Here is a 22,636-nt window from a genome sequence, read left to right as displayed (position 1 = left end):
CATATTCTAAGGAATATCCGGACTTTTGCAAATGTCTTTTTCTGGCGCCTATCAGCGTGCCACTCAGATCTGCTATAGAGCCGTCGGTTAAAACGGCGAGTCAGCTCCCGCTAACCGCGGGTTTGCTGGAGATCCCACATCCCTGTGGGTCGGAGCAGAAGTGAACTTCCGCTCGAATTCTTTACATTTTTGGCATGCCGCCGCCGGGCAACATACCGCCCATGCCGCGCATCATCTTGGCCATTCCGCCTTTTGCGGAGAACTTCTTCATCATCTTCTGCATCTGCTTGTGCTGCTTGATCAAGCGACCGATGTCCTGCACCTGGGTGCCGGAGCCCATGGCGATCCGACGCTTGCGCGAACCGCTGATCAGCTCAGGGTCGCGGCGCTCGGCCGGGGTCATGGAGTTGATGATGGCTTCCATCTGCTTGAACTGCTTCTCTGCCGCGCCCTGGGCATTGCCCATTTGCGCCAGGTTCACACCGCCGATGTTCGGCAGTTTGTCCATCAGGCCGCCGAGGCCGCCCATGTTCTTCATTTGTTGCAGCTGGTCACGGAAGTCTTCGAGGTCGAAGCCCTTGCCCTTCTTCAGCTTCTTGGCCAGCTTATCGGCCTTGTCCTTGTCGAGCGTGGCTTCGGCCTGCTCGATCAGGCTGAGCACGTCGCCCATGCCGAGGATACGCGAAGCGATACGCTCAGGGTGGAACGGCTCGAGCGCGTCGCTCTTCTCGCCCATACCGATGAACTTGATCGGCTTGCCGGTGATTGCACGTACCGACAGCGCAGCACCGCCACGGGCATCACCGTCGACCTTGGTCAGGATCACGCCGGTCAACGGCAGCGCATCACCAAAGGCCTTGGCGGTGTTGGCCGCATCCTGGCCGGTCATGGCGTCGACCACGAACAGCGTCTCGACCGGATTGATCGCGGCATGCAGCGCCTTGATCTCGCCCATCATCTCTTCATCGATGTGCAGGCGACCGGCGGTATCGACGATGACCACGTCGATGAATTTGAGCTTGGCTTCTTTAATAGCCGCGTTGGCAATGTCGACCGGCTTCTGGCTCAGGTCGGACGGGAAGAAGGTCACGCCCACTTCGCCTGCGAGCATTTCCAGCTGCTTGATGGCCGCCGGACGGTAAACGTCGGCCGACACCACCATTACCGACTTCTTCTTGCGCTCTTTAAGGAAGCGCGCCAGCTTGCCGGCGGTGGTGGTCTTACCCGCACCTTGCAGACCGGCCATCAGCACGACGGCCGGTGGCACGGCGCTGAGGTTCAAGTCTTCGTTGGCCGCGCCCATCAGGCTTTCGAGTTCGGCCTGCACGATCTTCACAAAGGCCTGGCCCGGGGTCAGGCTGCGGGACACTTCGGTGCCGACCGCGCGCTCCTTGACCGAGTTGACGAAGTCCTTCACCACCGGCAAGGCCACGTCGGCTTCCAGCAACGCCATGCGTACTTCACGCAGGGTGTCTTTAATATTGTCCTCGGTCAGCTTGGCCTTGCCGGTTACGTGGCGCAGCGTCTGCGAGAGACGGTCAGTCAAGTTTTCAAACATGCGCGATCCTTTCAGGCCCTATTCATCGAAATGCTTTGTAGACCGAGGTAATGGCGGCCCAGGCTGTGGTAAATCGCTGTTAAAAACAGCGCTCGGCGAGCCTGCGGCGTGGGCAGGTCGCGGATTATAGCGAAGACTGCGCCTGTGCACACCCGCTGTCTGGCCCGGGAGTCTTTCGTGCAGCGTTGGTGTGTGCCAAACTCAGCGCCTTTCGGGCTTGTCTATCAGGATTTATGGTCCCCTTGTCACCCAGTTTGCTACCCAGCCTCGCCGCCGCCATTTTGTACGCCGCTGCGACTCTCTATCAGGGCACTCGTCTGGCCCAAGGCACAAAAGCGGATAAACGTCTGCTGGTAGGCCTGGGCGTCGTCGCCCTGCTCACCCAGGCCGCGAGCCTGTTCACTCACTTGATGACGCCGGTCGGCCTGGGCCTGGACTTTTTCAGTGCCGCCAGTCTGATCGCCGCGGCCGTCATCGCCCTGACGCTGCTGGCCTGTTACCGCATCCCTGTGGAAAACCTGCTGGTGCTGCTATTCCCGCTGGGAATGCTGACGGTGCTGCTGGCGCAATTCACCCCGACCGGCACCGTGCAAGTGATCGACGAGGAGCCGGGCATTCTCGCCCACATCCTGCTGTCGATCCTGGCTTACGGCATGTTCACGATTGCGGTGTTCCAGGCGTTGCTCCTGCTGCTGCAGGACCACCAGCTTAAAAACAAGCACCCGTCCGGGCTGATCAAGAACTTCCCGCCGCTGCAAACCATGGAAAGCCTGCTGTTCGGCTTCCTGTGGGCCGGCTGGACGCTGTTGTCGCTGTCGCTGATTTCCGGCTGGCTGTTCGTCGAAAACCTGTTCGCCCAACACCTGGTGCACAAAACCCTGCTGGCGTGCCTGGCCTGGGTGGTGTTCAGCGTGCTGCTGTGGGGGCGTAACCGCCTCGGCTGGCGTGGGCACAAGGCGATCCGCTGGACCCTGGCCGGTTTCTGCCTGCTGATGCTGGCCTATTTCGGCAGCAAGCTGGTTCGCGAATACATACTGCATATCTGACGGGCAGCGATCATGGACAACTTGCCCCTTGGGCCGATGCTCGCGGTAATCGCCTTGCTGGTGTTATGGGCGGCGCTGTTTACCGCCATCGAAGCCGCACAACAACACGTGCTGGCGCTGCGCCCCGGTACACGCCAGGGTGACAAGGCTGCCGCCCGCCTGAACTTCCCGCGTAACAGCCTGATTCTGTGCAACAGCCTGTGTCGTGCGGCCGTGGTGATTCTCTGCACGCTGCTGGCAATCTACGCCTGGGCGCAGAACGGCCCGTGGCTCGGCTGGCTGATCTCTTGCGCGATCCTGCTGGTGCTCGCCGACTACCTGCCGCGCGCCCTGGCGGTTCGCCACCCGCAAGCCGTACTGGGCTTTGGCAATACGCTGCTGGGTGTGCCGCTGAAAATCCTCTACCCCCTGGCCTGGCTGCTCAATGGCATCAGCCTGTTATTGCTGCGCCCGTTCGCTCGCAAATCCGGCGTGGTGAAAAAGAGCGACGAACCATTGCCCGATCACGACGATGAACCCGAGCCCGAGGCCGACGACAATCGTACGCCCGGCATGCCCGGCATTCACGCGTTGGACAACATCACGGTCAACGACATCCTGGTGCCGCGCAGCGAAGTGGACGGTATCAACCTGGATGACTCGGTCGAGGAAATCATCGAGCAACTGCGCACCTCGCAGCGCACCCGTTTGCCGGTGTTCCACAGTGACATCAACCAGGTCGAAGCGGTGCTCAATACCCGGCAGATCCAACACCTGCTGCCCGACGCCAGCCTGACCAAAGAAGCCTTGCTCGCCGCCTGCCACGAGCCCTATTTCGTCCCCGAAAGCACGCCCCTGCAACTGCAATTGCTGAACTTCCACAAGCAGCAGCGGCGCCTGGGCATGGTGGTGGACGAATACGGCGAAGTGCTGGGCATCGTCACTCTGGAAGATATCCTCGAAGAAATCGTCGGCGAATTCGAAAGTGATCAGGCAGCGGACAACCCGCATATCGAAGCGCAGCCCGACGGCCGCTACATCATCGACGGCGCCGCTTCGATCCGCGAGCTGAATAAAAGCCTGGGCTGGCACCTGCCCAGCGACGGCCCCAAGACCCTCAACGGCCTGGTGACCGAAGCGCTGGAGACCATTCCGGATTGCGCGGTGTGCCTGAAGATCGGCCGCTATCGCCTGGAAATCCTCGAGACCGAGGACAACCGCGTCAGCAAGGTACTGATCTGGCACACCAGCCGGGTGCCTGTCGCCGCCTGACCCCCTGGCAAAACACATTGCCCATGTGGGAGCTGGCTTGCCTGCGATGGCATCACCTTGGTACTCCTGATGTACCGGGGCGCCTGTATCGCAGGCAAGCCAGCTCCCACATTGATCCGGTTTCCAGCCAAGAGATCCTCGCCCGCCCTCTTGTTGTATGTTCAAACCCCTTCCTATAATCGGTGCGGCTTACCAGAGCCCCGCCCGACCGCGTGCTACCCGCACTCAGCGCGTCCAGGCACTGCGTTACCGTGTCTGACCGGTGTTTGCTCCCATCCCGAGCCGCCCCGCTTACACCCCTGATCCATGGGTGTTTGACCAATAATAATCCGCGTCCAAACGCGCAATGACCGTCAGGGATACCTCAATGAGCACCACCTATAACGAGGCTGCAACCGCTGCCCCGCTCAACTCGACCGCACGGGTCGCCACCGCGAGCATCGTCGGCACCGCCATCGAGTTCTACGACTTTTACATCTACGCCACGGCCGCTGCGCTGGTGATCGGCCCGGTGTTCTTCCCGCAGACTTCCGGCACAGCGCAGATGCTGGCGTCGTTCCTGACCTTTGGCATCGCCTTCATCGCTCGCCCGCTGGGTTCGGCGCTGTTCGGCCACTTCGGTGACCGTATCGGGCGCAAATCAACCTTAGTCGCCTCGTTGCTGCTGATGGGCGTGTGCACCACGCTGATCGGTTTGCTGCCGGGTTACGACAGCATTGGCGCGTGGGCCCCGATCCTGTTGTGTGTGCTGCGCTTCGGCCAGGGCCTGGGGCTTGGCGGCGAATGGGGCGGCGCAGCATTGCTGGCCACCGAGAACGCCCCCAAGGGCAAGCGCGCCTGGTTCGGCATGTTTCCGCAATTGGGCCCTTCGATTGGCTTTCTGGCGGCCAACGGTTTGTTCCTGATCCTGGCCATGAGCCTGAACGACGAGCAGTTCCGCAGTTGGGGCTGGCGCATCCCGTTCATTCTCAGCGCAGCGCTGGTGATGGTTGGCCTGTATGCACGCCTCAAACTGCATGAAACCCCGGTGTTCGCCAACGCCGTCGCCAAAGAAGCGCCGGTGAAAGTGCCGTTGGTGGAGTTGTTCAGCCAGCATTGGCTGCCGGTCCTGCTGGGCGCGGCATCGATGGTGGTGTGCTATGCGTTGTTCTACATCACCACCGCGTTCTCGTTGAGTTACGGCGTTTCAACACTGGGCTACAGCCGCGAGACGTTCCTGGGCCTGCTCTGCTTTGCGGTGTTGTTCATGGGCCTGGCTACGCCGCTGGCGGCTTTGGCCAGCGACCGTTACGGGCGCAAGCCGGTGCTGATCGTCGGCGCCCTTCTTGCGATTCTGTCGGGTTTCACCATGGAGCCGCTGCTCACCCACGGCTCGACTTGGGCCGTCGCTCTGTTCCTGGCACTGGAATTGTTTCTGATGGGCGTGACCTTCGCCCCAATGGGCGCGATGCTGCCGGAACTGTTCCCGACCCGCGTGCGTTACACCGGCGCGTCGGCGGCGTATAACCTGGGCGGGATTGTCGGGGCGTCGGCCGCACCATTTTTCGCGACCAAGCTGGTGGCGATGGGCGGGCTGAGTTATGTCGGCGGGTATGTGTCAGCGGCAGCGTTGCTCAGCTTGATTGCTGTGCTGTGCCTGAAAGAGACGCGGGATAATGATTTGAACAAGGTCGCCTGATAGACCGCTTTCGCGAGCAAGCCCGCTCCCACATTTGAAGGCATTCACAATTCAAAATATGTGAACCCAATCAAATGTGGGCGCTGGCTTGCCTGCGAAGGGCGCGACGCGGTTTTACAGCTCTACAACAACAGCCTTCGAAGCACGAGTCGCCTTAGCCCGCGCCGCCTCAATCGACTCATCCCGCGCCAACGCCACACCCATCCGGCGCTGACCATTCACTTCTGGCTTGCCAAACAGACGCAACGCCGTGTCCGGCTCGCTCAAGGCCGCGCCGAGGTTGGCGAACGCGGTCTGGGTCGACTGCCCTTCCACCAGAATCACCGCCGAGGCCGAAGACCCGAACTGGCGGATCAATGGAATCGGCAGGCCCAGGATCGCGCGCGCGTGCAGCGCGAACTGCGACAGGTCCTGAGAAATCAAGGTCACCAAGCCGGTGTCATGCGGGCGCGGCGACACTTCGCTGAACCACACTTGATCGCCCTTGATGAACAATTCCACGCCAAACAGACCACGGCCACCCAGCGCCTCGGTCACGGCTTTGGCGACGCGCTCGGATTCTGCCAGGGCAATCGGGCTCATCGCTTGCGGCTGCCAGGATTCCTGGTAGTCGCCTTTCTCCTGACGGTGGCCGACCGGCGCGCAGAAGGTGGTGCCGCCAATGTGGCGCACAGTCAGCAGGGTGATTTCGTAATCGAAGTCGATAAAGCCTTCGATGATCACGCGGCCTTTACCGGCACGCCCGCCTTCCTGAGCGTAATCCCAGGCTTTGCGCACGTCATCGGCGCTGCGCAGCAGGCTCTGGCCCTTGCCCGAAGAACTCATCACCGGCTTGACCACACACGGGAAGCCCAGGTCCTGGACGGCCTTGCTGTAGTCCTCGAAGGTGTCGGCAAAGTGGTACGGCGACGTCGGCAGGTCCAGCTCTTCGGCGGCCAGGCGACGGATGCCTTCGCGGTTCATGGTCAGCGAGGTGGCACGCGCGGTCGGAATCACGGTGAAGCCTTCGGCTTCAAGCTCTACCAGCGTGGCGGTGGCGATGGCTTCGATTTCCGGCACGATGAAGTGCGGCTTCTCGGCTTCGATCACGGCACGCAGGGCGGCGCCGTCGAGCATGTTGATCACGTGGCTACGGTGCGCAACCTGCATGGCCGGCGCGTTGGCGTAACGATCCACGGCAATCACTTCAACGCCCAGGCGTTGCAGTTCGATTACCACTTCCTTGCCCAGCTCACCGCAGCCACACAGCAAAACGCGGGTCGCGGTTGGCGACAATGGAGTTCCGATTCGGGTCATCTCAGGTCCTCAGGGGAGCGGATCATGGGGAGAAAGGCCGGCATTTTACATGAACTGCAAGAATTGGCCTCAGTTGGCGACGGCGCGTTTGCGCAGGCGCCAGGCCATGATCAGCCACACCACCGTGACCCCGGCGAATTTCGACACCAACGCCGTGCCCGCCACCGCTGGCGTCAGCGCGCCGATCAGGCCGAAGAAGATAAAGGTATCGAGGGGAATACTCAGCGCCGAACTTATCCACAGGCGATCGTGCAGTGGACGCTTGGTGATGCTGAACACCAGCCAGTCAATGCATTCGGACACCGCAAATGCCGTGGCGCTGGCCAGGGCGATGGACGGGTCGGAAGTGATATACGACAGCACCAGCGCCGCCAGCATGGCGAGTATCGCGCCATGGCCGAAGCGGGTTTGCACCATGTCGCGCAGGATAAACACCAGGCCGCCCCAGGCGGACCAGATGACGTCCAGGTGCGGAGCGGTGGAGAAGGCGAAGTTGATCAGCACGACGCTGCTGATGTAGGCGATCAGGAAGAGCATGGAGATGGACCTGTGGGTAATGCCGCACAGGGTACACAATTACAGGGATGTCGTCTGGCAGGGCCTCATCGCAGGCAAGCCAGCTCCCACATTTTTGAATGTATTCACATATCCATTGTGGGCGCTGGCTTGCCTGCGATAGCAATGGCTCAGGCGCCGGATTTCCCCGGCATCATCCACACCAACCCACTCGCCTTCGCCCGCTCGTGGCACAACCCCAACACCACCCGGCGTTCGGCATTGTCCATGCGGCTCCAGCGCGTAATCTCATCCACGTTGCGCTGGCAGCCTGTGCAAATATCATCGTCATCCAGCGCGCAAATGCTCACGCAGGGCGAGGCAACAGGGCGTTCAATCGGGTTCATTCTTCCTGCTCAACCAAGTCCCGCGCATAGCGCTGCGCGTTATGCACATAGTGCGCGGCGCTGGCTTCGAGCATGCGCTTCTGCGCTTCGGTCAACTCGCGCACCACTTTGCCCGGCGAGCCCATTACCAGCGAGCCATCGGGAATTTCCTTGCCTTCGCCGATCAGCGAATTGGCGCCAATGATGCAATGCTTGCCGATTTTGGCGCCGTTGAGGATCACCGCGTTGATGCCAATCAGGCTGTAATCGCCGACGGTGCAGCCATGCAGCATGGCGTTATGGCCGATGGTCACGCCGGTGCCCAGGGTCAGCGGGTAGCCCATGTCGGTGTGCATCACGCTGCCGTCCTGCACGTTGCTGTTCTTGCCGATCAGGATCAGTTCGTTGTCGCCACGCAACACCGCGTTGAACCACACATTGGCGCCCTCCTCCAGCTTGACCTTGCCGACCAGCGTGGCATTGGGCGCCACCCAGCTTTGCGGATGAGTCTCGACGCGGGCGTCGCCCAGGCGGTATTTCATGGTGTGTCCTCACGGCGGTGCCATTCAAGCGATGGCTCAGGTATTGATGAAACTCTTGGGTGGCTGGTGCAGGCTGATCTGCGCGTCGTCATAGAGCAGGTTGATCAGCTCGACAATCATGATTGCCGTCAGCCCCCAGATTTTGTATTCGCCAAACCGATAGCTGGGCACATACCAACTGCGGCCCTGGTAATCGATACGGTGGGTATGCTCGCGCGGGTCCTGGCGGAAGAACTCCAGAGGCACGCTGAATACGGCGGCGATCTCGGCATCATTGGCCAGGTATTCAACGTAATCGGGAATAACCCCGACATACGGCGTCACGCGGATACCGTGCAGGGAAATCAGTGGGCTCAACGGGCCGATGACTTCCACCAGGCCGGGCGGCAGGCCGATTTCTTCTTCGGCTTCGCGCAGCGCGGTAAAGATCAGGTCCGGGTCTTCGGGGTCACGCCGCCCGCCCGGAAACGCCACTTCGCCGCCGTGGGTCGACAGGCCGCTGGCGCGCAGGGTCAGGATCAGCTCGGGTTCGTCACTGCGGGTAATCGGCACCAACACGGCAGCCTCGGGGAAACGCCCGTCAGTTTCCAGTGTGTGAGGGGTGTGATTGCTTACCCGGCGAAGTAGCTCGTCCAGCATGAGTCATCTCGGTCTGTTGGCTACCTTGCATCATGCACCAAAGCGGGCGGGTGCCCAACCCCAAAACCCGGCACATGTCGCGAAACGACAACTTGCAGGGCCCTGCCCGCCAAGCCAAGATAGGCCCACTCTCCAGGAACCCCAGCATGAACTTCTGCAGCCAGTGCGGTAAACCGGTTACCCAGCGCGTTCCCGAAGGCGACACACGCCTGCGCTATGTGTGTGATCACTGCTCGACCATTCACTACCAGAACCCCAATATCGTCGCCGGCACCGTGCCAGTGTGGGGCGATCAAGTGCTGCTGTGCCGCCGCGCCATCGAGCCGCGCCTGGGCTACTGGACCTTGCCCGCAGGCTTTATGGAAAACGGCGAGACCGTGGAACAGGCCGCCATGCGCGAAACCCTGGAAGAAGCCTGCGCCCGCGTGCGCAACATGAGCATCTACACCCTGATCGACGTGCCGCACATCAGCCAGGTGCATATTTTCTACCGTGCCGAACTGGTCGACCTGGACTTTACCGCAGGCCCCGAAAGCCTTGAGGTGAAGCTGTTCGATGAAGCCGATATCCCTTGGTCAGAGCTGGCTTTCCGCACGGTCGGGCGTACCTTAGAATGCTTCTTCGCTGACCGCCGGCAACAACAGTTCCCGGTACGCAGCGAGTCGGTGCCGCCGATGACGCGGCCGGCCAAATAACACCTTCAGGCAGCACCGTCTAACAAGGGAAACCGTTTCAATGCGTTGGTTGCTCGCTTTCATCTGCCTGTCGTTCGCTACCCTGTCCTCGGCCTCCACGGTGGAAATCCTCGGCGGCAAACCTGTCGAGAAAATCCTGGTGCTCAAGTCCGCGCACCAGTTGCAACTTATCAACGACGGCAAACCGCTCAAAACCTACCGCATCTCGCTGGGCAAAAACCCCAAGGGCACCAAGCAGTTCGAGGGCGACCGCCGCACGCCGGAAGGTTTTTACTGGATCGACTGGCGCAAGACCAGCGACCGCTACAACCTGGCCCTGCACATTTCCTACCCCAACATCAGCGACTCTGCCCGCGCGCGCCGCGAAGGCGTGAGACCGGGCAGCATGATCATGATCCACGGCACGCCCGACACCGAAGAATACCCGGAGCAATGGTTCCACACCCTCGACTGGACCGATGGCTGTATCGGCATGCGCAATGTCGACATGCGCGAAGTCTGGAACCTGGTCAAAGACGGCACCATGATCGAGATTCGGCCGTAATTTCGTACCGTTCGTAAAATAATCTGAAAATAATTCCTGCCCCTGGCAGCGCCTGCCGGTGAATACCAGTTCACCGCGCCGGGCTGCACAGTTCTGCGCGCGATAAAGACCTCTCTAATACCACTTGATACCACGCACCCTTAAAGCGCCCTGAAACCGGGTCCTGCACCGTTTTGGCTGCATTGACATGGTATTTAAGTGGTATTAATTTCCGGCCATTACCGGGCGACAACACTCCAATAACCGCATCGGAAACTTCACAGATGAATCCCATCCAGACGCTGCGCCCCGACGAGAAACAATCCACGCCGCTGTACCTGCAACTGGCCCGTAACCTTGAAGCGGCGATCCATGCCGGCCAGTGGAAATCCGAGCAGGCCTTGCCGTCGGAACGCGCCCTCAGCGAGCAACTGAGCATCTCGCGGGTGACCGCGCGCAAGGCCTTGGAAGTGTTGTTTGCCCAAGGCCTGATCCGTCGCAGCCAGGGCTCCGGCACCTTTATCACGCCGCGTCTGGAACAACCGCTGTCACGCCTGTCGGGCTTCAGCGAAATGCTGCGGCTGAAAGGCTTTGTACCCACTTCGCAGTGGCTGGAACGCGACATCACCCCGCCGACCCACGAAGAACTGATCCGCCTGGGCCTGTCGCCGACCGACAAAGTCGCGCGCCTCAAACGCCTGCGTAAGGCCGACGACACGGTGATGGCAATTGAAATGACCGCCATGCCCGCCTCGGTGCTGCCGCATCCGCAGGCCATCGGCAATTCGCTGTACGAGTACCTGGAAAGCATCGGCAAGCCCATCGTGCGCGCCTTGCAGCATATCCAGGCGATCAACGCCTCGGATGAGTTCGCCAAGCTGGTGGGCATTGCCCCCGGCACCGCCATGCTGCTGATGACGCGGGTCGGCTACACCGCCGACAACACGCCGATTGAAATCACCGACACCTACTGCCGCAACGACTACTACGACTTCGTCGCAGAGCTGCGCCGCCATGACTATTCCGCTGAACTGCGCATTTAGAGAACTGCCCATGTCCGAAGACAACATCCTCACGCCCAGCGGCTGGATTCGCGGCCGCCTGGTGCACGAACACGGCAAAGTGGTCGCCGTCCAAGGCACCCCGTGCGACCCGGCTGACAACGACCTGCCCTACTTGCTGCCGGGTTTCATCGACCTGCATGTGCACGGCGGTGGCGGCAAAGACATCATGGAAGGCGCAGACGCCTTCGAGACCATCACCCGCACCCACGTGCGTTTTGGCACGACGTCGCTGCTGGCCACCACCATGACGGCGCCGGTGAACGAGATCTCCCGCGTGCTCGGCGAGCTTGGCAGCTTCTGCGAGCAGCGCCCGACCGGCAGCGCCCGCGTACTCGGGGTGCACCTGGAAGGCCCCTATATCAATCCGGGCAAACTCGGTGCCCAACCCAACTTCGCCCACACCGCGCTGATGGCCGAAGTGGAAGCCTACCTGCGCCTGGCGCCGATCAGGGTGATCACCATCGCCCCGGAAATCGCCGGGCATGACGGCCTGATCCGCGCCCTCAGCCAACGCGGCGTGCGCATGCAGATCGGCCACACATTGGGCAGTTATGAAGAAGGCGTCGCCGCCCTCGCCGCCGGCGCTACCAGCTTCACGCATTTGTACAACGCCATGAGCCCGCTGCATCACCGCGAACCGGGCATCGTCGGCGCCGCCCTGGCCCACGCCAAGTACGCCGAGTTGATCCCCGACTTGCTGCACGTGCACCCCGGCGCCATGCGCGTGGCCCTGCGCTCGATCCCGTGCCTGTACTGCGTCACCGATTCCACCGCCGCCGCCGGCATGCCCGACGGCGAATACAAGCTGGGCAGCCACACCGTGACCAAATGCCTGGGCGGCGTGCGCCTGGCCGACGGCACCCTGGCCGGCAGCACGCTGACCATGGACCAGGCACTGCGCAACCTGGTGAAAATCGGCCTGCCCATCAGCGAAGCCTCACAACGCCTGTCGCAATTTCCTGCGGATTACCTGGGCCTGGAAGAACGCGGCCGCCTGCAACCCGGCAGCTTCGCCGACTGCGTACGCCTGGACCGCTCCCTGCACCTCACCGACGTAATGGTCGAAGGAGAAACCATTGACTTCAAAAATGCTTGAAGAGGCCCTGGCCTCCTGTGATGCCGTGGCCGCGCAACTGCAGCGCCTGGACCCGCTGCTGGAGGAAATCGCCGGTCGCCTGCGCCGCCAGCCGCCGCAAGTGGCGATGACCATTGCCCGTGGCAGCTCGGACCACGCCGCGAGCTACTTCGCCTACCTGGCCATGCAGCACGTGGGCATTCCGGTGGCGTCGCTGCCGATGTCAGTGGTGACCCTGTTGCAGGCGCCATTGAAAGTCAGCGGTCAGGTGGCGTTCGGTTTCTCGCAGTCGGGGCAAAGCCCGGACCTGGTCAACAGCCTGCGCTTGCTGCGCAAACGCGGTGCCTTGAGCATTTCGCTGGTCAACGCCGAAGACTCGCCACTGGAAGCCGCCTGCGAATTCCACCTGCCGCTGTGCGCCGGGCCGGAACACAGCGTGGCCGCGACCAAAAGCTTCATCGCCACCCTCAGCGCCAGCGCACAGTTGATTGGCCACTGGAACCAGGAAGCCGCCTTGCTGCAAGCCTGCCGCGCGCTGCCCGATGAACTGCGTGCAGCGGCCAAACAGGATTGGAGCAGCGCCATCGAGGCTCTGCGTGGCTGCCAGCAATTGATGGTGATCGGCCGTGGCGCCGGTTTTGCCATCGCCCAGGAAGCCGCGCTCAAGCTCAAGGAAACCTCGGCGATCCAGGCCGAAGCCTTCAGCAGCGCTGAAGTCCGCCACGGGCCGATGGCCTTGATCGACGAAAACTACCCACTGCTGGTATTCGCCCCACGTGGCGCCGAGCAAACCGGGCTGCTGAGCCTGGCCGCCGACATGCGTCAGCGCGGCGCGCGCGTGCTGCTGGCTGCGCCAGACGATATCGCCGAGCGCGACCTGACCCTGAGCCGCGCCGAGCACCCAAGCCTGGACCCGATCCTGGCGATTCAAAGCTTCTACGTAATGGCCGCCGGCCTGGCGCAAGCCCGGGGCATGGACCCCGACCAGCCGCGTCACCTGAGCAAAGTTACCCGCACTCACTGAGTCGATTGTCGTGTTTTCCTGATGAGTACCGTGCCCATGTCCAACAACAATAATGAATTGACCCTCAGCGCCCCACTCAGTGGCCCGGTGCTCGCCCTGGGCGAGGTGCCCGACGAAGTGTTCGCCAGTGGTGCCATGGGTGACGGTATCGCCATCGACCCGCTGAACGATTGCCTGCACGCACCCTGTGACGGGGTGATCATCCATGTCGCGCGCACCGGGCATGCCCTGACGATTCGTGCCGAAAACGGCGCCGAGGTGCTGATGCACGTGGGCATCGACACGGTGGAACTCAATGGCGAAGGGTTTGCGCTGCTGGTCAAGGAAGGCGCACGGGTGAGCAAGGGCCAGGCGCTGGTGCAGTTTGATCTGGACCGCATTGCGCGCCAGTGCAAAAGCCTGGTCAGCCTGATTATCCTGACCAATGGCGAGCGTTTTGAGCTGCGGCCGGTGGCAGGAAAAATCACCCAGGTCGGTGAGCCGTTGCTGCACATCGTCACGCGCTCAGCGACCACCCAGCAGGCGGTTGTGGATAACTCGGTCACCGAAGTCCGCGCCTGCGTGCGCATTACACACCGTGGCGGTTTGCATGCGCGCCCCGCCGCATTGATCCGCAAAACCGCACAGGGTTTCAGCAGCCACGCGCACTTGCACTTCGCGGGCAAGTCAGCGCCGTGCGACAGCCTGATTGGCTTGATGGGGCTGGGGATCGGTGAAGGCGACGAAGTACGCGTCACTTGCCGCGGCAAGGATTGCGAGGCGGCGTTGCAGGCGTTGGTGGCGGCGCTGTCGGTGGCGGTCAGCGAAGAACACCACGCGCCCGTGGCGGTCGCCCCACGCAAGGCGAACACCGAAGCCGGTGTGTTGCAAGGCGTGTGCGCGGCCCCCGGCCTGGTCTGCGGGCCGCTGTTGCGTCTCACCGGTATAGAACTGCCGGCCGACACCGGCAATCACTCGGCCGATGAACAACTGCAACGTTTGGACACGGCCCTTGAGCAAGTGCGTGGCGAGATCCGCACGACCCTGGACCACGCCCGCCAACGCAAAAACGTCGAAGAAGAAGAGATCTTCGCCGCCCACCTCGCCCTGCTGGAAGACCCGGCCCTGCTGGACGCGGCCACCGCGGCCATCGAACAGGGCAGCGCCGCCACCCACGCCTGGCGCGATGCAATCCAGGCGCAATGCGCGGTGTTGCTGGCGTTGGGCAAACCGCTGTTCGCCGAGCGCGCCAACGACCTGCGCGACTTGCAGCAACGCGTGCTGCGTTCACTACTGGGCGAAACCTGGCATTTCGAATTGCCTGCCGGGGCGATTGTCAGCGCCCACGAGCTGACGCCGTCCGACCTGCTGCAACTGAGTGCGCAACACGCGGCCGGCATCTGCATGGCCGAAGGCGGTGCTACGTCCCACGTGGCCATTTTGGCTCGCGGCAAAGGCTTGCCCTGCGTGGTGGCGCTGGGCGCAGCAGTGCTTGATGTGCCCCAAGGCCAACGCGTGGTGCTCGACGCGGTCAATGGGCGCCTGGAACTGACGCCCAGCGAGGCGCGTCACGCTGAAGTGCACCAGATTCGCGACGCGCAAAAACTGCGCCGCCAGCAGCAACAGACACAAGCACAAGAACCGGCGCACACCCGCGATGGCGTGTGTATTGAAGTGGCCGCCAACGTCGCCTCCAGCGCCGAGGCCCACGTGGCGTTTGAAAACGGCGCCGATGGCGTCGGCCTGCTGCGCACCGAATTCCTCTTCGTCGATCGCCGCACCGCGCCGGATGAACAAGAGCAGCGCCAAGCCTACCAAGCCGTGCTGGATGCCATGGGCGACAAGTCGGTGATCATCCGCACCATCGACGTGGGCGGCGACAAGCAGCTCGACTACCTGCCGCTGCCTGTGGAGGCCAACCCGGTGTTGGGCCTGCGCGGTATCCGCATGGCCCAGGTGCGGCCCGAACTGCTCGACCAGCAACTGCGCGCGCTGCTGCAAGTCAGCCCCCTGGCACGGTGCCGCATTCTGCTGCCGATGGTCAGCGAAGTGGATGAACTGCTGCAGATCCGCCAGCGCCTGGACGAGTTGTGTGCCGAGTTGGGGCTGACTCAGCGCCCGGAGCTGGGCGTGATGATCGAAGTACCCGCCGCCGCGTTGATGGCCGAGCAGTTGGCCCAGCACGCCGACTTCCTCTCCATCGGCACCAATGACCTGTCCCAGTACACCCTGGCCATGGACCGCGACCACGCCGGCCTTGCCGCGCGGGTCGATGCCTTGCACCCGGCGCTGCTGCGCCTGATCGCGCAAACCTGCGCGGGCGCGGCCAAGCATGGGCGTTGGGTCGGCGTTTGCGGTGCCCTCGCGTCCGATCCGCTGGCCACGCCAGTGCTGGTCGGACTGGGCGTCAGCGAGCTGTCGGTGAGCCCGCCACAGATCGGAGAAATCAAGGACCGCGTCCGTCACCTGGACGCGGCTCACTGCCGGCAACTGAGCCTTGGCCTGCTCGACCTGAGCAGCGCCAAGGCGGTTCGCCAAGCCTGCCAACACCACTGGCCGCTGAGCTGACAACAACAAGAAAAAGGGAGACACGCCATGTACCAACATTTTATCGAAGGCTTACAACGCCTGGGCCGCGCGCTGATGCTGCCGATCGCGATCCTGCCGATCGCCGGCCTCTTGCTGCGCCTGGGCGACACCGACCTGCTCAACATCGCCGTGATGCACGACGCCGGGCAGGCGATCTTCGCCAACCTCGCACTGATCTTCGCCATCGGAATCGCTGTGGGGTTTGCCCGCGACAATAACGGCACGGCGGGCCTGGCCGGTGCGATTGGTTACCTGGTGATGGTTTCCACGCTCAAGGTGATGGACACCACCATCAACATGGGCATGCTCGCCGGTATCGCCAGCGGCTTGATGGCGGGCGGGCTGTACAACCGCTTCAAAGACATCAAGTTGCCCGAATACCTGGCCTTCTTTGGCGGGCGACGTTTTGTGCCGATTGTCACCGGCTTTTCGGCAGTGGCCCTGGGCGTGATCTTTGGCCTGATCTGGCCGCCGATCCAGCACGGCATCAACAGTTTCGGTGTGCTGCTGATGGAAAGCGGCAGCTTTGGCGCCTTCGTGTTCGGCGTGTTCAACCGCCTGCTGATCGTCACCGGCCTGCACCATATCCTCAACAACATGGCGTGGTTCGTGTTCGGCACCTTTACCGACCCGACCACCGGTGCCGTCGTCACGGGCGACCTGACCCGCTACTTTGCCGGCGACCCCAAAGGTGGCCAGTTCATGACCGGCATGTTCCCGGTGATGCTGTTCGGCCTGCCCGCCGCCTGCCTGGCGATGTACCGCAACGCCCTGCCGGAGCGCCGCAAGGTGATGGGCGGGATTTTCCTGTCGATGGCGCTGACCTCGTTCTTGACCGGCGTGACGGAGCCGATTGAGTTCGCATTCATGTTCCTCGCGCCGTTTTTGTACCTGATTCACGCGGTACTCACCGGCCTGTCGATGGCCGTGACCAACATGCTGAATATCCACCTCGGTTTTACCTTCTCCGGTGGGTTTATCGACATGGTGCTGGGCTGGGGCAAGTCCACCAACGGCTGGCTGGTGTTCCCGGTCGGCCTGGCGTACGCGGTGATCTACTACAGCGTGTTCAACTACTGCATTCGCCGCTTCAACCTGAAGACGCCGGGGCGTGAAGACATCCAGGTGGTGCAGGCCGAAGCGATGAGTGATAACCAACGGGCCGGCGCCTACATCCGTGCACTGGGCGGTGCGGCGAATTTGCTGAGTGTCGGCGCCTGCACCACCCGCCTGCGGTTGGACATGGTGGATCGCAACAAAGCAGTGGACGCGGATTTGAAAGCACTGGGCGCCATGGCTGTGGTTCGTCCAGGCAATGGCGGGAGTTTGCAGGTGGTGGTCGGGCCGATGGCCGACAGCATTGCTGACGAGATTCGCTTGGCCATGCCATCGTTTGTTGCCAGTGCGCCCGTGGCGGCTGCACCTGTGGATAAGCCGGTTGCGGTGAATGTGCAGGAGGCCGAGAAATGGCTGAAGGCCTTGGGTGGCCGCGAAAATGTACGCCAGCTGGACGCCGTGGCGATGACCCGGTTGCGGGTGGAATTGGGGGATGATTCGGTGTTGTCCGAGACTGATCTGACGGCGCTCGGTTGCCAGGGCGTGAGCCAGTTGGATAGCGGTGTTTGGCACTTGTTGATTGGTGACAAGGCCTCGGGGTTGAGTGAGGCGCTGGAGCGGTTGGTCAGTGGCCGTGAGGTCGGCGCCAGGGTCTAGCGCCGTAGCGGCTGTTCTGGCCTCATCGCGGGCAAGCCCGGCTCCCACATTTGACTGTATTCACAGCTCAAAATGTGGGAGCGGGCTTGCCCGCGATTGGGCCCGACAGGCGCCCGATTACTTCGGTTCAGGCACCTCAACTAAATCCAACACCCGATCCACCATCAACTGGATACCCTCCAGCATCCGATGAATTCCCAGCACCGCATCACGCTGCGGGCCGTCGATGTCAAACGCCAGATTGCCCGCCAGTGCTTGCACGGATGCCAGGTCTTGGGAGGCATTGGCCAGGAGGGTTTCGCTGTTCAGATTGGGGAGTACGGTGAAGATTTGATCGGTGGGCGAATTACCAACCTGCTGGGATTCGGATTGAAACATGGTTGAACCAGACCGCAAGTTTTCGCTGATCATCATAAAGCTCCAGACGTAATAGGCTCCTGGTGAAATTCAGGCTTGCAGTCCTGGTCACCACATTGGCAGCAACCCGAGAAGATTAGTGACGCCAGTTCCGAGGGACAACCTGAAAGGCATGTGGGAAAGGTCTGAGGTGCCTGTCCCGACGCCTTCGCAGGCAAGCCCGCTCCCACAGTTTGATCGGTGCCCGACGTGGCAATGCGGTCAAATGTGGGAGCGGGCTTGCTCGCGAAGAGGCCATCACAGCCAACAAAAAACCCGCTGACCAAACTGGCCCAGCGGGTTTCTTGTTTTCACAGCCAGCACATCAAAAATCCGCCAGCTGCCACACCTCATACGCCGGTGTCTCATACGGGTGACTCAGTTTGAGCGCAGCCACTACAGCCACAATCAACTCATCCGCCACCACCAGCTCAACCTTCCATTCTTCAACCACTTCAACCTGGCCCACTTGCCCGATAAACGGCTGACTGCCGTCCAACGCGCGGAATTGGCCCTGGCCCAGCACTTGCCAGGCACAGCTGTCGTAGTTGCCGATGCGCCCGCCGCCAGCAGCGAAGACGGCGGTTTTCACCGTCTCCACATGGCTTGCGGGCACAAAGAAAGCGAGCTTGTACACCGCCTTAGTTCACCCACACGCGGGCGTTGCGGAACATGCGCATCCAGGCGCCGTCTTCGTTCCACTCTTCCGGGCGCCACGAGTTCTGCACGGCGCGGAATACACGCTCCGGGTGCGGCATCATGATGGTCACGCGGCCGTCGCGGCTGGTCAGGCCGGTGATCCCGCGCGGCGAGCCGTTCGGGTTGGCCGGGTAGCTTTCGGTGACCTTGCCGTGGTTATCGACAAACCGCATCGCCACGCAGCCGGACAGGTCGGCTTCGAGCAGGGCTTCTTCGCTTTCGAACTCGGCATGGCCTTCGCCGTGGGCGATGGCGATTGGCATGCGCGAACCGGCCATGCCTTGCAGGAAGATCGAGTTGGACTCCTGCACCTGCACCATGGCCACACGGGCTTCGAACTGCTCGGAACGGTTACGCACAAAGTGCGGCCAGAACTCGCTGCCCGGGATCAGTTCGCTGAGGTTGGACATCATCTGGCAACCGTTGCACACACCCAGGGTGAAGCTGTCGTTGCGCTCGAAGAAGCCTTGGAACGCATCACGCGCACGGCTGTTGAACAGCGCCGACTTGGCCCAGCCTTCACCCGCACCCAGCACGTCGCCGTAGGAGAAACCACCGCAGGCGACGAGGCCTTTGAACGCGTTGAGGTCAACGCGACCGGCGAGGATGTCGCTCATGTGCACGTCGATCGCATTGAAGCCGGCGCGGTCGAACGCAGCCGCCATTTCCACCTGGCCGTTGACGCCCTGCTCACGCAGTACCGCAACTTGTGGCCGAATGCCTTTTTTGATGTAAGGCGCGGCGATGTCCTGGTTGACGTCGAAGCTGAGCTTGGTACTCAAGCCCGGGTTGTCTTCTTCCAGGATCACGTCGAATTCCTGCTCGGCGCAGTCGGCGTTGTCACGCAGGCGTTGGATCTGGTAGCTGGTCTCGGCCCACTGGCGTTGCAGCAGACGGCGCTGGCCGGCAAACACAGTGTCGCCATTGAAGGAGATGTTGACCTCACCGTTGTTGATCGGCTGACCGATCACTGCCACGCAGTCGTCCAGGCCGGCGGCGCTGAATTGTGCGAGCACGTCTGGCGTGGCGTCCTGGCGAACCTGGATCACGGCGCCCAACTCTTCGTTGAACAGGATGCCGTTGATTTCGGACGCATCCTCGGCAACGCTGTCGAGCACGATGTTCAGGCCGCAGTGACCGGCGAAGGCCATTTCTACAACGCTGGTCAGCAAGCCGCCGTCGGAACGGTCGTGGTAAGCCAGCAGGTGGCCGTCGGCGTTCAAACCCTGGATCACGGCGAAGAAGGCTTTCAGGTCTTCGGCGTCATCCACGTCCGGCGCGTGCTTGCCGAGCTTGCCGTGGGTTTGCGCGAGGATCGAGGCGCCCATGCGGTTCTGGCCACGACCCAGGTCGATCAGGATCAGATCGGTGGTGCCCTTGTCCATGCGCAGTTGCGGGGTCAGGGTCTGGCGGATGTCGGTCACCGGTGCAAAACCGGTAACGATCAACGACAGCGGCGAGGTCACGCTCTTGTCGGTGCCGTCTTCGTTCCAACGGGTGGCCATGGACATCGAGTCCTTGCCCACCGGAATGGTGATGCCCAGCTCAGGGCACAGCTCCATGCCGACAGCCTTGACGGTGTCGTACAGGCGCGCATCTTCACCTGGGTGACCGGCAGCGGACATCCAGTTGGCCGACAGCTTGATGTCGGACAGCTTGCCGATGCGGGAGGCGGCGATGTTGGTGAGGGTTTCACCAATGGCCATGCGGCCCGACGCCGGAGCATCCAGCAGGGCCAGCGGCGTGCGCTCGCCCATGGCCATGGCTTCACCGGTATAAACGTCGAAGCTGGTGGCGGTGACGGCAACGTCGGCCACCGGCACTTGCCATGGGCCAACCATTTGGTCACGGGCCACGAGGCCGGTGATGGTGCGGTCGCCGATGGTGATCAGAAAGCTTTTGCTCGCCACGGCCGGGTGGTGCAGCACGCGTTCGATGCTGTCGGCCAGTTCGAGAGTGCTTGGGTCGAAGTCGTCGCCCAGCTCGGCTTCACGCACCGCCGAACGGTGCATGCGCGGGGCCTTGCCCAGCAGCACTTCCAGCGGCATGTCGACCGGGCTGTTGCCGAAGTGGCTGTCGGTGACCGTCAGTTGCGGCTCGGCAGTGGCTTCGCCGACCACGGCAAACGGGCAACGCTCACGCTCGCAGATGGCCTGGAAGCGCGCGAAGTCTTCAGGGCCAACGGCCAGTACGTAGCGTTCCTGGGATTCGTTACTCCAGATTTCGTGCGGGGCCATGCCCGGCTCGTCGTTTGGAATGTTGCGCAGTTCGAAACGACCGCCACGCTCGCCATCGTTGACCAGTTCCGGGAAGGCGTTGGACAAACCGCCGGCGCCGACGTCGTGGATGAAGCTGATCGGGTTCTTGTCACCCAGCTGCCAGCAACGGTCGATGACTTCCTGGCAGCGGCGTTCCATCTCTGGGTTTTCGCGCTGTACGGAAGCAAAATCCAGGTCTGCCGAGCTGGTGCCGGTGGCCATGGAGGAAGCAGCACCGCCACCCAGGCCGATCAACATCGCCGGGCCGCCGAGGACGATCAGCTTGGAGCCGACCAGAATCTCGCCTTTCTTGACGTGTTCTGCACGGATGTTGCCCATGCCGCCGGCCAACATGATTGGCTTGTGGTAGCCGCGCACTTCATCGCCACGCGGGGTGGTGATGGACTGTTCAAAGGTACGGAAGTAACCGGTCAGGGCCGGACGCCCGAATTCGTTGTTGAACGCGGCGCCGCCCAGCGGGCCTTCGATCATGATGTCCAGCGCGGTCACGATGCGCTCAGGCTTGCCGTACGGCACTTCCCACGGCTGTTCAAAACCTGGGATCTGCAGGTTGGACACGGTGAAACCGGTCAGGCCCGCCTTTGGCTTGGCGCCACGGCCGGTGGCGCCTTCGTCGCGGATTTCGCCGCCCGAACCCGTAGCTGCGCCCGGGAACGGGGCAATTGCGGTCGGGTGGTTGTGAGTCTCAACCTTCATCAGGATGTGCACCGGCTCCTGCACCGCGCCGTACTGGCGGGTCTCAGGGTCCGGGAAGAAACGGCCGGCCACCGAGCCGACGATCACCGAGGCGTTGTCCTTATAAGCCGACAGAACGCCTTCGCTGTGCATCACGTAGGTGTTCTTGATCATGCCGAACAGGCTTTTTTCCTGGCTTTGGCCGTCGATGTCCCAACTAGCGTTGAAGATTTTGTGACGGCAATGCTCGGAGTTGGCCTGCGCAAACATCATCAGCTCGATGTCGTGCGGGTTGCGCTTCAAGCCGTTGAAGGCGTTGACCAGGTAGTCGATCTCGTCTTCGGCCAGGGCCAGGCCCAGTTCGGTGTTGGCCTTCTCGAGGGCGGCGCGGCCACCGCCGAGCACGTCAATCGCAGTCAGCGGCTTGGGTTCGGCGTGGCTGAACAGACCGGCAGCCTGTTCCAGCTGGCTGACGATGATCTGCGTCATGCGGTCGTGCAGGCTGCTGGCGATCAGCTCGGCTTCGGCATCGCTGAACTGGCCGGCAACATAGAAAGCGATACCGCGCTCCAGACGCTGGATTTTTTCCAGGCCACAGTTGCGGGCGATATCACTGGCCTTGCTCGACCAGGGCGAGATGGTGCCGAACCGCGGCAGAACCAGGAACAAGCGGCCGTCAGGCTCTTGAACGGGAACGCTTGGGCCGTACTTCAGAAGGCGCGCCAGCACTTGCTGTTCGTCGGCGGTCAACACGCCGGTGACGTCGGCGAAGTGAGCAAATTCAGCATACAAGCCTGTAACCGCTGGAACCTTCTGGCTCAGTTGCTCAAGGAGTTTGCTGTGGCGAAAGGCAGAAAGGGCAGGAGCGCCGCGCAGGATCAACATCTTCGGGACAGCCTCGGGAAGGGGGTGTGCTTTGAGGCCGTGCATTCTAGCGTAAACCATCGCCAACGGCACCCGAAACGGCACGGCTGGCCGCTGCCGAACGTCAGTTGGCACGGTTTGCACAGTATCGGGGCATTTTCCGGGGCTGG

Annotated in this window: 19 protein-coding genes; 10 read left to right on the top strand and 9 right to left on the bottom strand. The window is 62.3% G+C overall.

Annotation, left to right across the window (positions count from 1 at the left end):
* Nucleotides 1-181: 181 nt before the first annotated feature.
* On the bottom strand, nt 182-1,558 hold the full coding sequence (gene ffh, locus AC19YS_RS00930) for a signal recognition particle protein (protein WP_010207982.1): 1,377 nt from the start codon (nt 1,556-1,558) through the stop codon (nt 182-184).
* A 233-nt stretch (nt 1,559-1,791) separates the two neighbouring features.
* Here ffh and AC19YS_RS00925 point away from each other — a divergent pair, with 233 nt between their 5' ends.
* From AC19YS_RS00925 to AC19YS_RS00915, 3 genes are all read left to right on the top strand, one after another.
* Nucleotides 1,792-2,604 (top strand): cytochrome C assembly family protein, encoded by an 813-nt coding sequence (locus tag AC19YS_RS00925; protein WP_500600674.1) that lies wholly within the window; start codon nt 1,792-1,794, stop codon nt 2,602-2,604.
* A 12-nt stretch (nt 2,605-2,616) separates the two neighbouring features.
* Nucleotides 2,617-3,855: a transporter associated domain-containing protein gene (locus AC19YS_RS00920; protein WP_500600672.1), complete on the top strand. Its 1,239-nt coding sequence runs from the start codon at nt 2,617-2,619 to the stop codon at nt 3,853-3,855.
* A gap of 367 nt (nt 3,856-4,222) precedes the next feature.
* The gene (locus AC19YS_RS00915) at nt 4,223-5,533 is read left to right on the top strand and encodes an MFS transporter (protein ID WP_500600670.1); all 1,311 of its coding nucleotides are present in this window, start codon (nt 4,223-4,225) and stop codon (nt 5,531-5,533) included.
* Nucleotides 5,534-5,647: 114 nt separating this feature from the next.
* Here AC19YS_RS00915 and purT read toward each other — a convergent pair whose 3' ends face one another.
* From purT to AC19YS_RS00890, 5 genes are all read right to left on the bottom strand, one after another.
* Nucleotides 5,648-6,829, bottom strand: a complete 1,182-nt coding sequence (gene purT, locus AC19YS_RS00910) for a formate-dependent phosphoribosylglycinamide formyltransferase (protein WP_500600669.1) — start codon at nt 6,827-6,829, stop codon at nt 5,648-5,650.
* A gap of 69 nt (nt 6,830-6,898) precedes the next feature.
* Nucleotides 6,899-7,366: a VUT family protein gene (locus tag AC19YS_RS00905; RefSeq protein WP_106578306.1), complete on the bottom strand. Its 468-nt coding sequence runs from the start codon at nt 7,364-7,366 to the stop codon at nt 6,899-6,901.
* Nucleotides 7,367-7,515: 149 nt separating this feature from the next.
* Nucleotides 7,516-7,731, bottom strand: coding sequence for a DUF1289 domain-containing protein (locus AC19YS_RS00900; RefSeq protein WP_119736859.1), 216 nt, complete (start codon nt 7,729-7,731; stop codon nt 7,516-7,518).
* Nucleotides 7,728-8,252, bottom strand: coding sequence for a gamma carbonic anhydrase family protein (locus AC19YS_RS00895; protein ID WP_106578304.1), 525 nt, complete (start codon nt 8,250-8,252; stop codon nt 7,728-7,730). The genes AC19YS_RS00900 and AC19YS_RS00895 overlap by 4 nt, the downstream gene beginning before the upstream one ends.
* Before the next feature lie 36 nt (nt 8,253-8,288).
* Nucleotides 8,289-8,891, bottom strand: a complete 603-nt coding sequence (locus AC19YS_RS00890) for a CoA pyrophosphatase (RefSeq protein ID WP_060754282.1) — start codon at nt 8,889-8,891, stop codon at nt 8,289-8,291.
* Nucleotides 8,892-9,037: 146 nt separating this feature from the next.
* Here AC19YS_RS00890 and AC19YS_RS00885 point away from each other — a divergent pair, with 146 nt between their 5' ends.
* The 7 genes from AC19YS_RS00885 (at nt 9,038) to nagE (ending at nt 17,553) form a co-directional block, all read left to right on the top strand.
* Entirely contained in the window at nt 9,038-9,586 is a 549-nt protein-coding gene (locus AC19YS_RS00885) for an NUDIX hydrolase (protein ID WP_500600665.1), read from the top strand.
* Between the two features lie 40 nt (nt 9,587-9,626).
* Nucleotides 9,627-10,130, top strand: a complete 504-nt coding sequence (locus AC19YS_RS00880) for a L,D-transpeptidase family protein (RefSeq protein WP_106578302.1) — start codon at nt 9,627-9,629, stop codon at nt 10,128-10,130.
* Nucleotides 10,131-10,393: 263 nt separating this feature from the next.
* Complete coding sequence (locus AC19YS_RS00875) at nt 10,394-11,152, top strand: GntR family transcriptional regulator (protein WP_106578301.1); 759 nt, start codon at nt 10,394-10,396, stop codon at nt 11,150-11,152.
* Nucleotides 11,153-11,162: 10 nt separating this feature from the next.
* Entirely contained in the window at nt 11,163-12,269 is a 1,107-nt protein-coding gene (gene nagA, locus AC19YS_RS00870; RefSeq protein ID WP_214247103.1) for an N-acetylglucosamine-6-phosphate deacetylase, read from the top strand.
* The gene (locus AC19YS_RS00865) at nt 12,250-13,272 is read left to right on the top strand and encodes an SIS domain-containing protein (RefSeq protein ID WP_500600662.1); all 1,023 of its coding nucleotides are present in this window, start codon (nt 12,250-12,252) and stop codon (nt 13,270-13,272) included. Before nagA ends, AC19YS_RS00865 begins: the two co-directional genes overlap by 20 nt.
* A gap of 36 nt (nt 13,273-13,308) precedes the next feature.
* Complete coding sequence (gene ptsP, locus AC19YS_RS00860) at nt 13,309-15,819, top strand: phosphoenolpyruvate--protein phosphotransferase (RefSeq protein ID WP_124418401.1); 2,511 nt, start codon at nt 13,309-13,311, stop codon at nt 15,817-15,819.
* Between the two features lie 27 nt (nt 15,820-15,846).
* On the top strand, nt 15,847-17,553 hold the full coding sequence (gene nagE, locus AC19YS_RS00855; protein ID WP_200623834.1) for an N-acetylglucosamine-specific PTS transporter subunit IIBC: 1,707 nt from the start codon (nt 15,847-15,849) through the stop codon (nt 17,551-17,553).
* Between the two features lie 117 nt (nt 17,554-17,670).
* On the opposite strand, the gene AC19YS_RS00850 is transcribed toward nagE, so the two are convergent.
* From AC19YS_RS00850 to purL, 3 genes are all read right to left on the bottom strand, one after another.
* The gene (locus AC19YS_RS00850; protein ID WP_200623873.1) at nt 17,671-17,931 is read right to left on the bottom strand and encodes a DUF6124 family protein; all 261 of its coding nucleotides are present in this window, start codon (nt 17,929-17,931) and stop codon (nt 17,671-17,673) included.
* A gap of 343 nt (nt 17,932-18,274) precedes the next feature.
* Nucleotides 18,275-18,586: a YqfO family protein gene (locus AC19YS_RS00845; RefSeq protein WP_106578295.1), complete on the bottom strand. Its 312-nt coding sequence runs from the start codon at nt 18,584-18,586 to the stop codon at nt 18,275-18,277.
* A gap of 4 nt (nt 18,587-18,590) precedes the next feature.
* Nucleotides 18,591-22,487: a phosphoribosylformylglycinamidine synthase gene (gene purL, locus AC19YS_RS00840; RefSeq protein ID WP_500600659.1), complete on the bottom strand. Its 3,897-nt coding sequence runs from the start codon at nt 22,485-22,487 to the stop codon at nt 18,591-18,593.
* Nucleotides 22,488-22,636 lie beyond the last annotated feature (149 nt).

This window comes from Pseudomonas sp. MF08831, from assembly GCF_059862645.1.
This window is presented reverse-complemented; position numbering and strand designations above follow the sequence as displayed.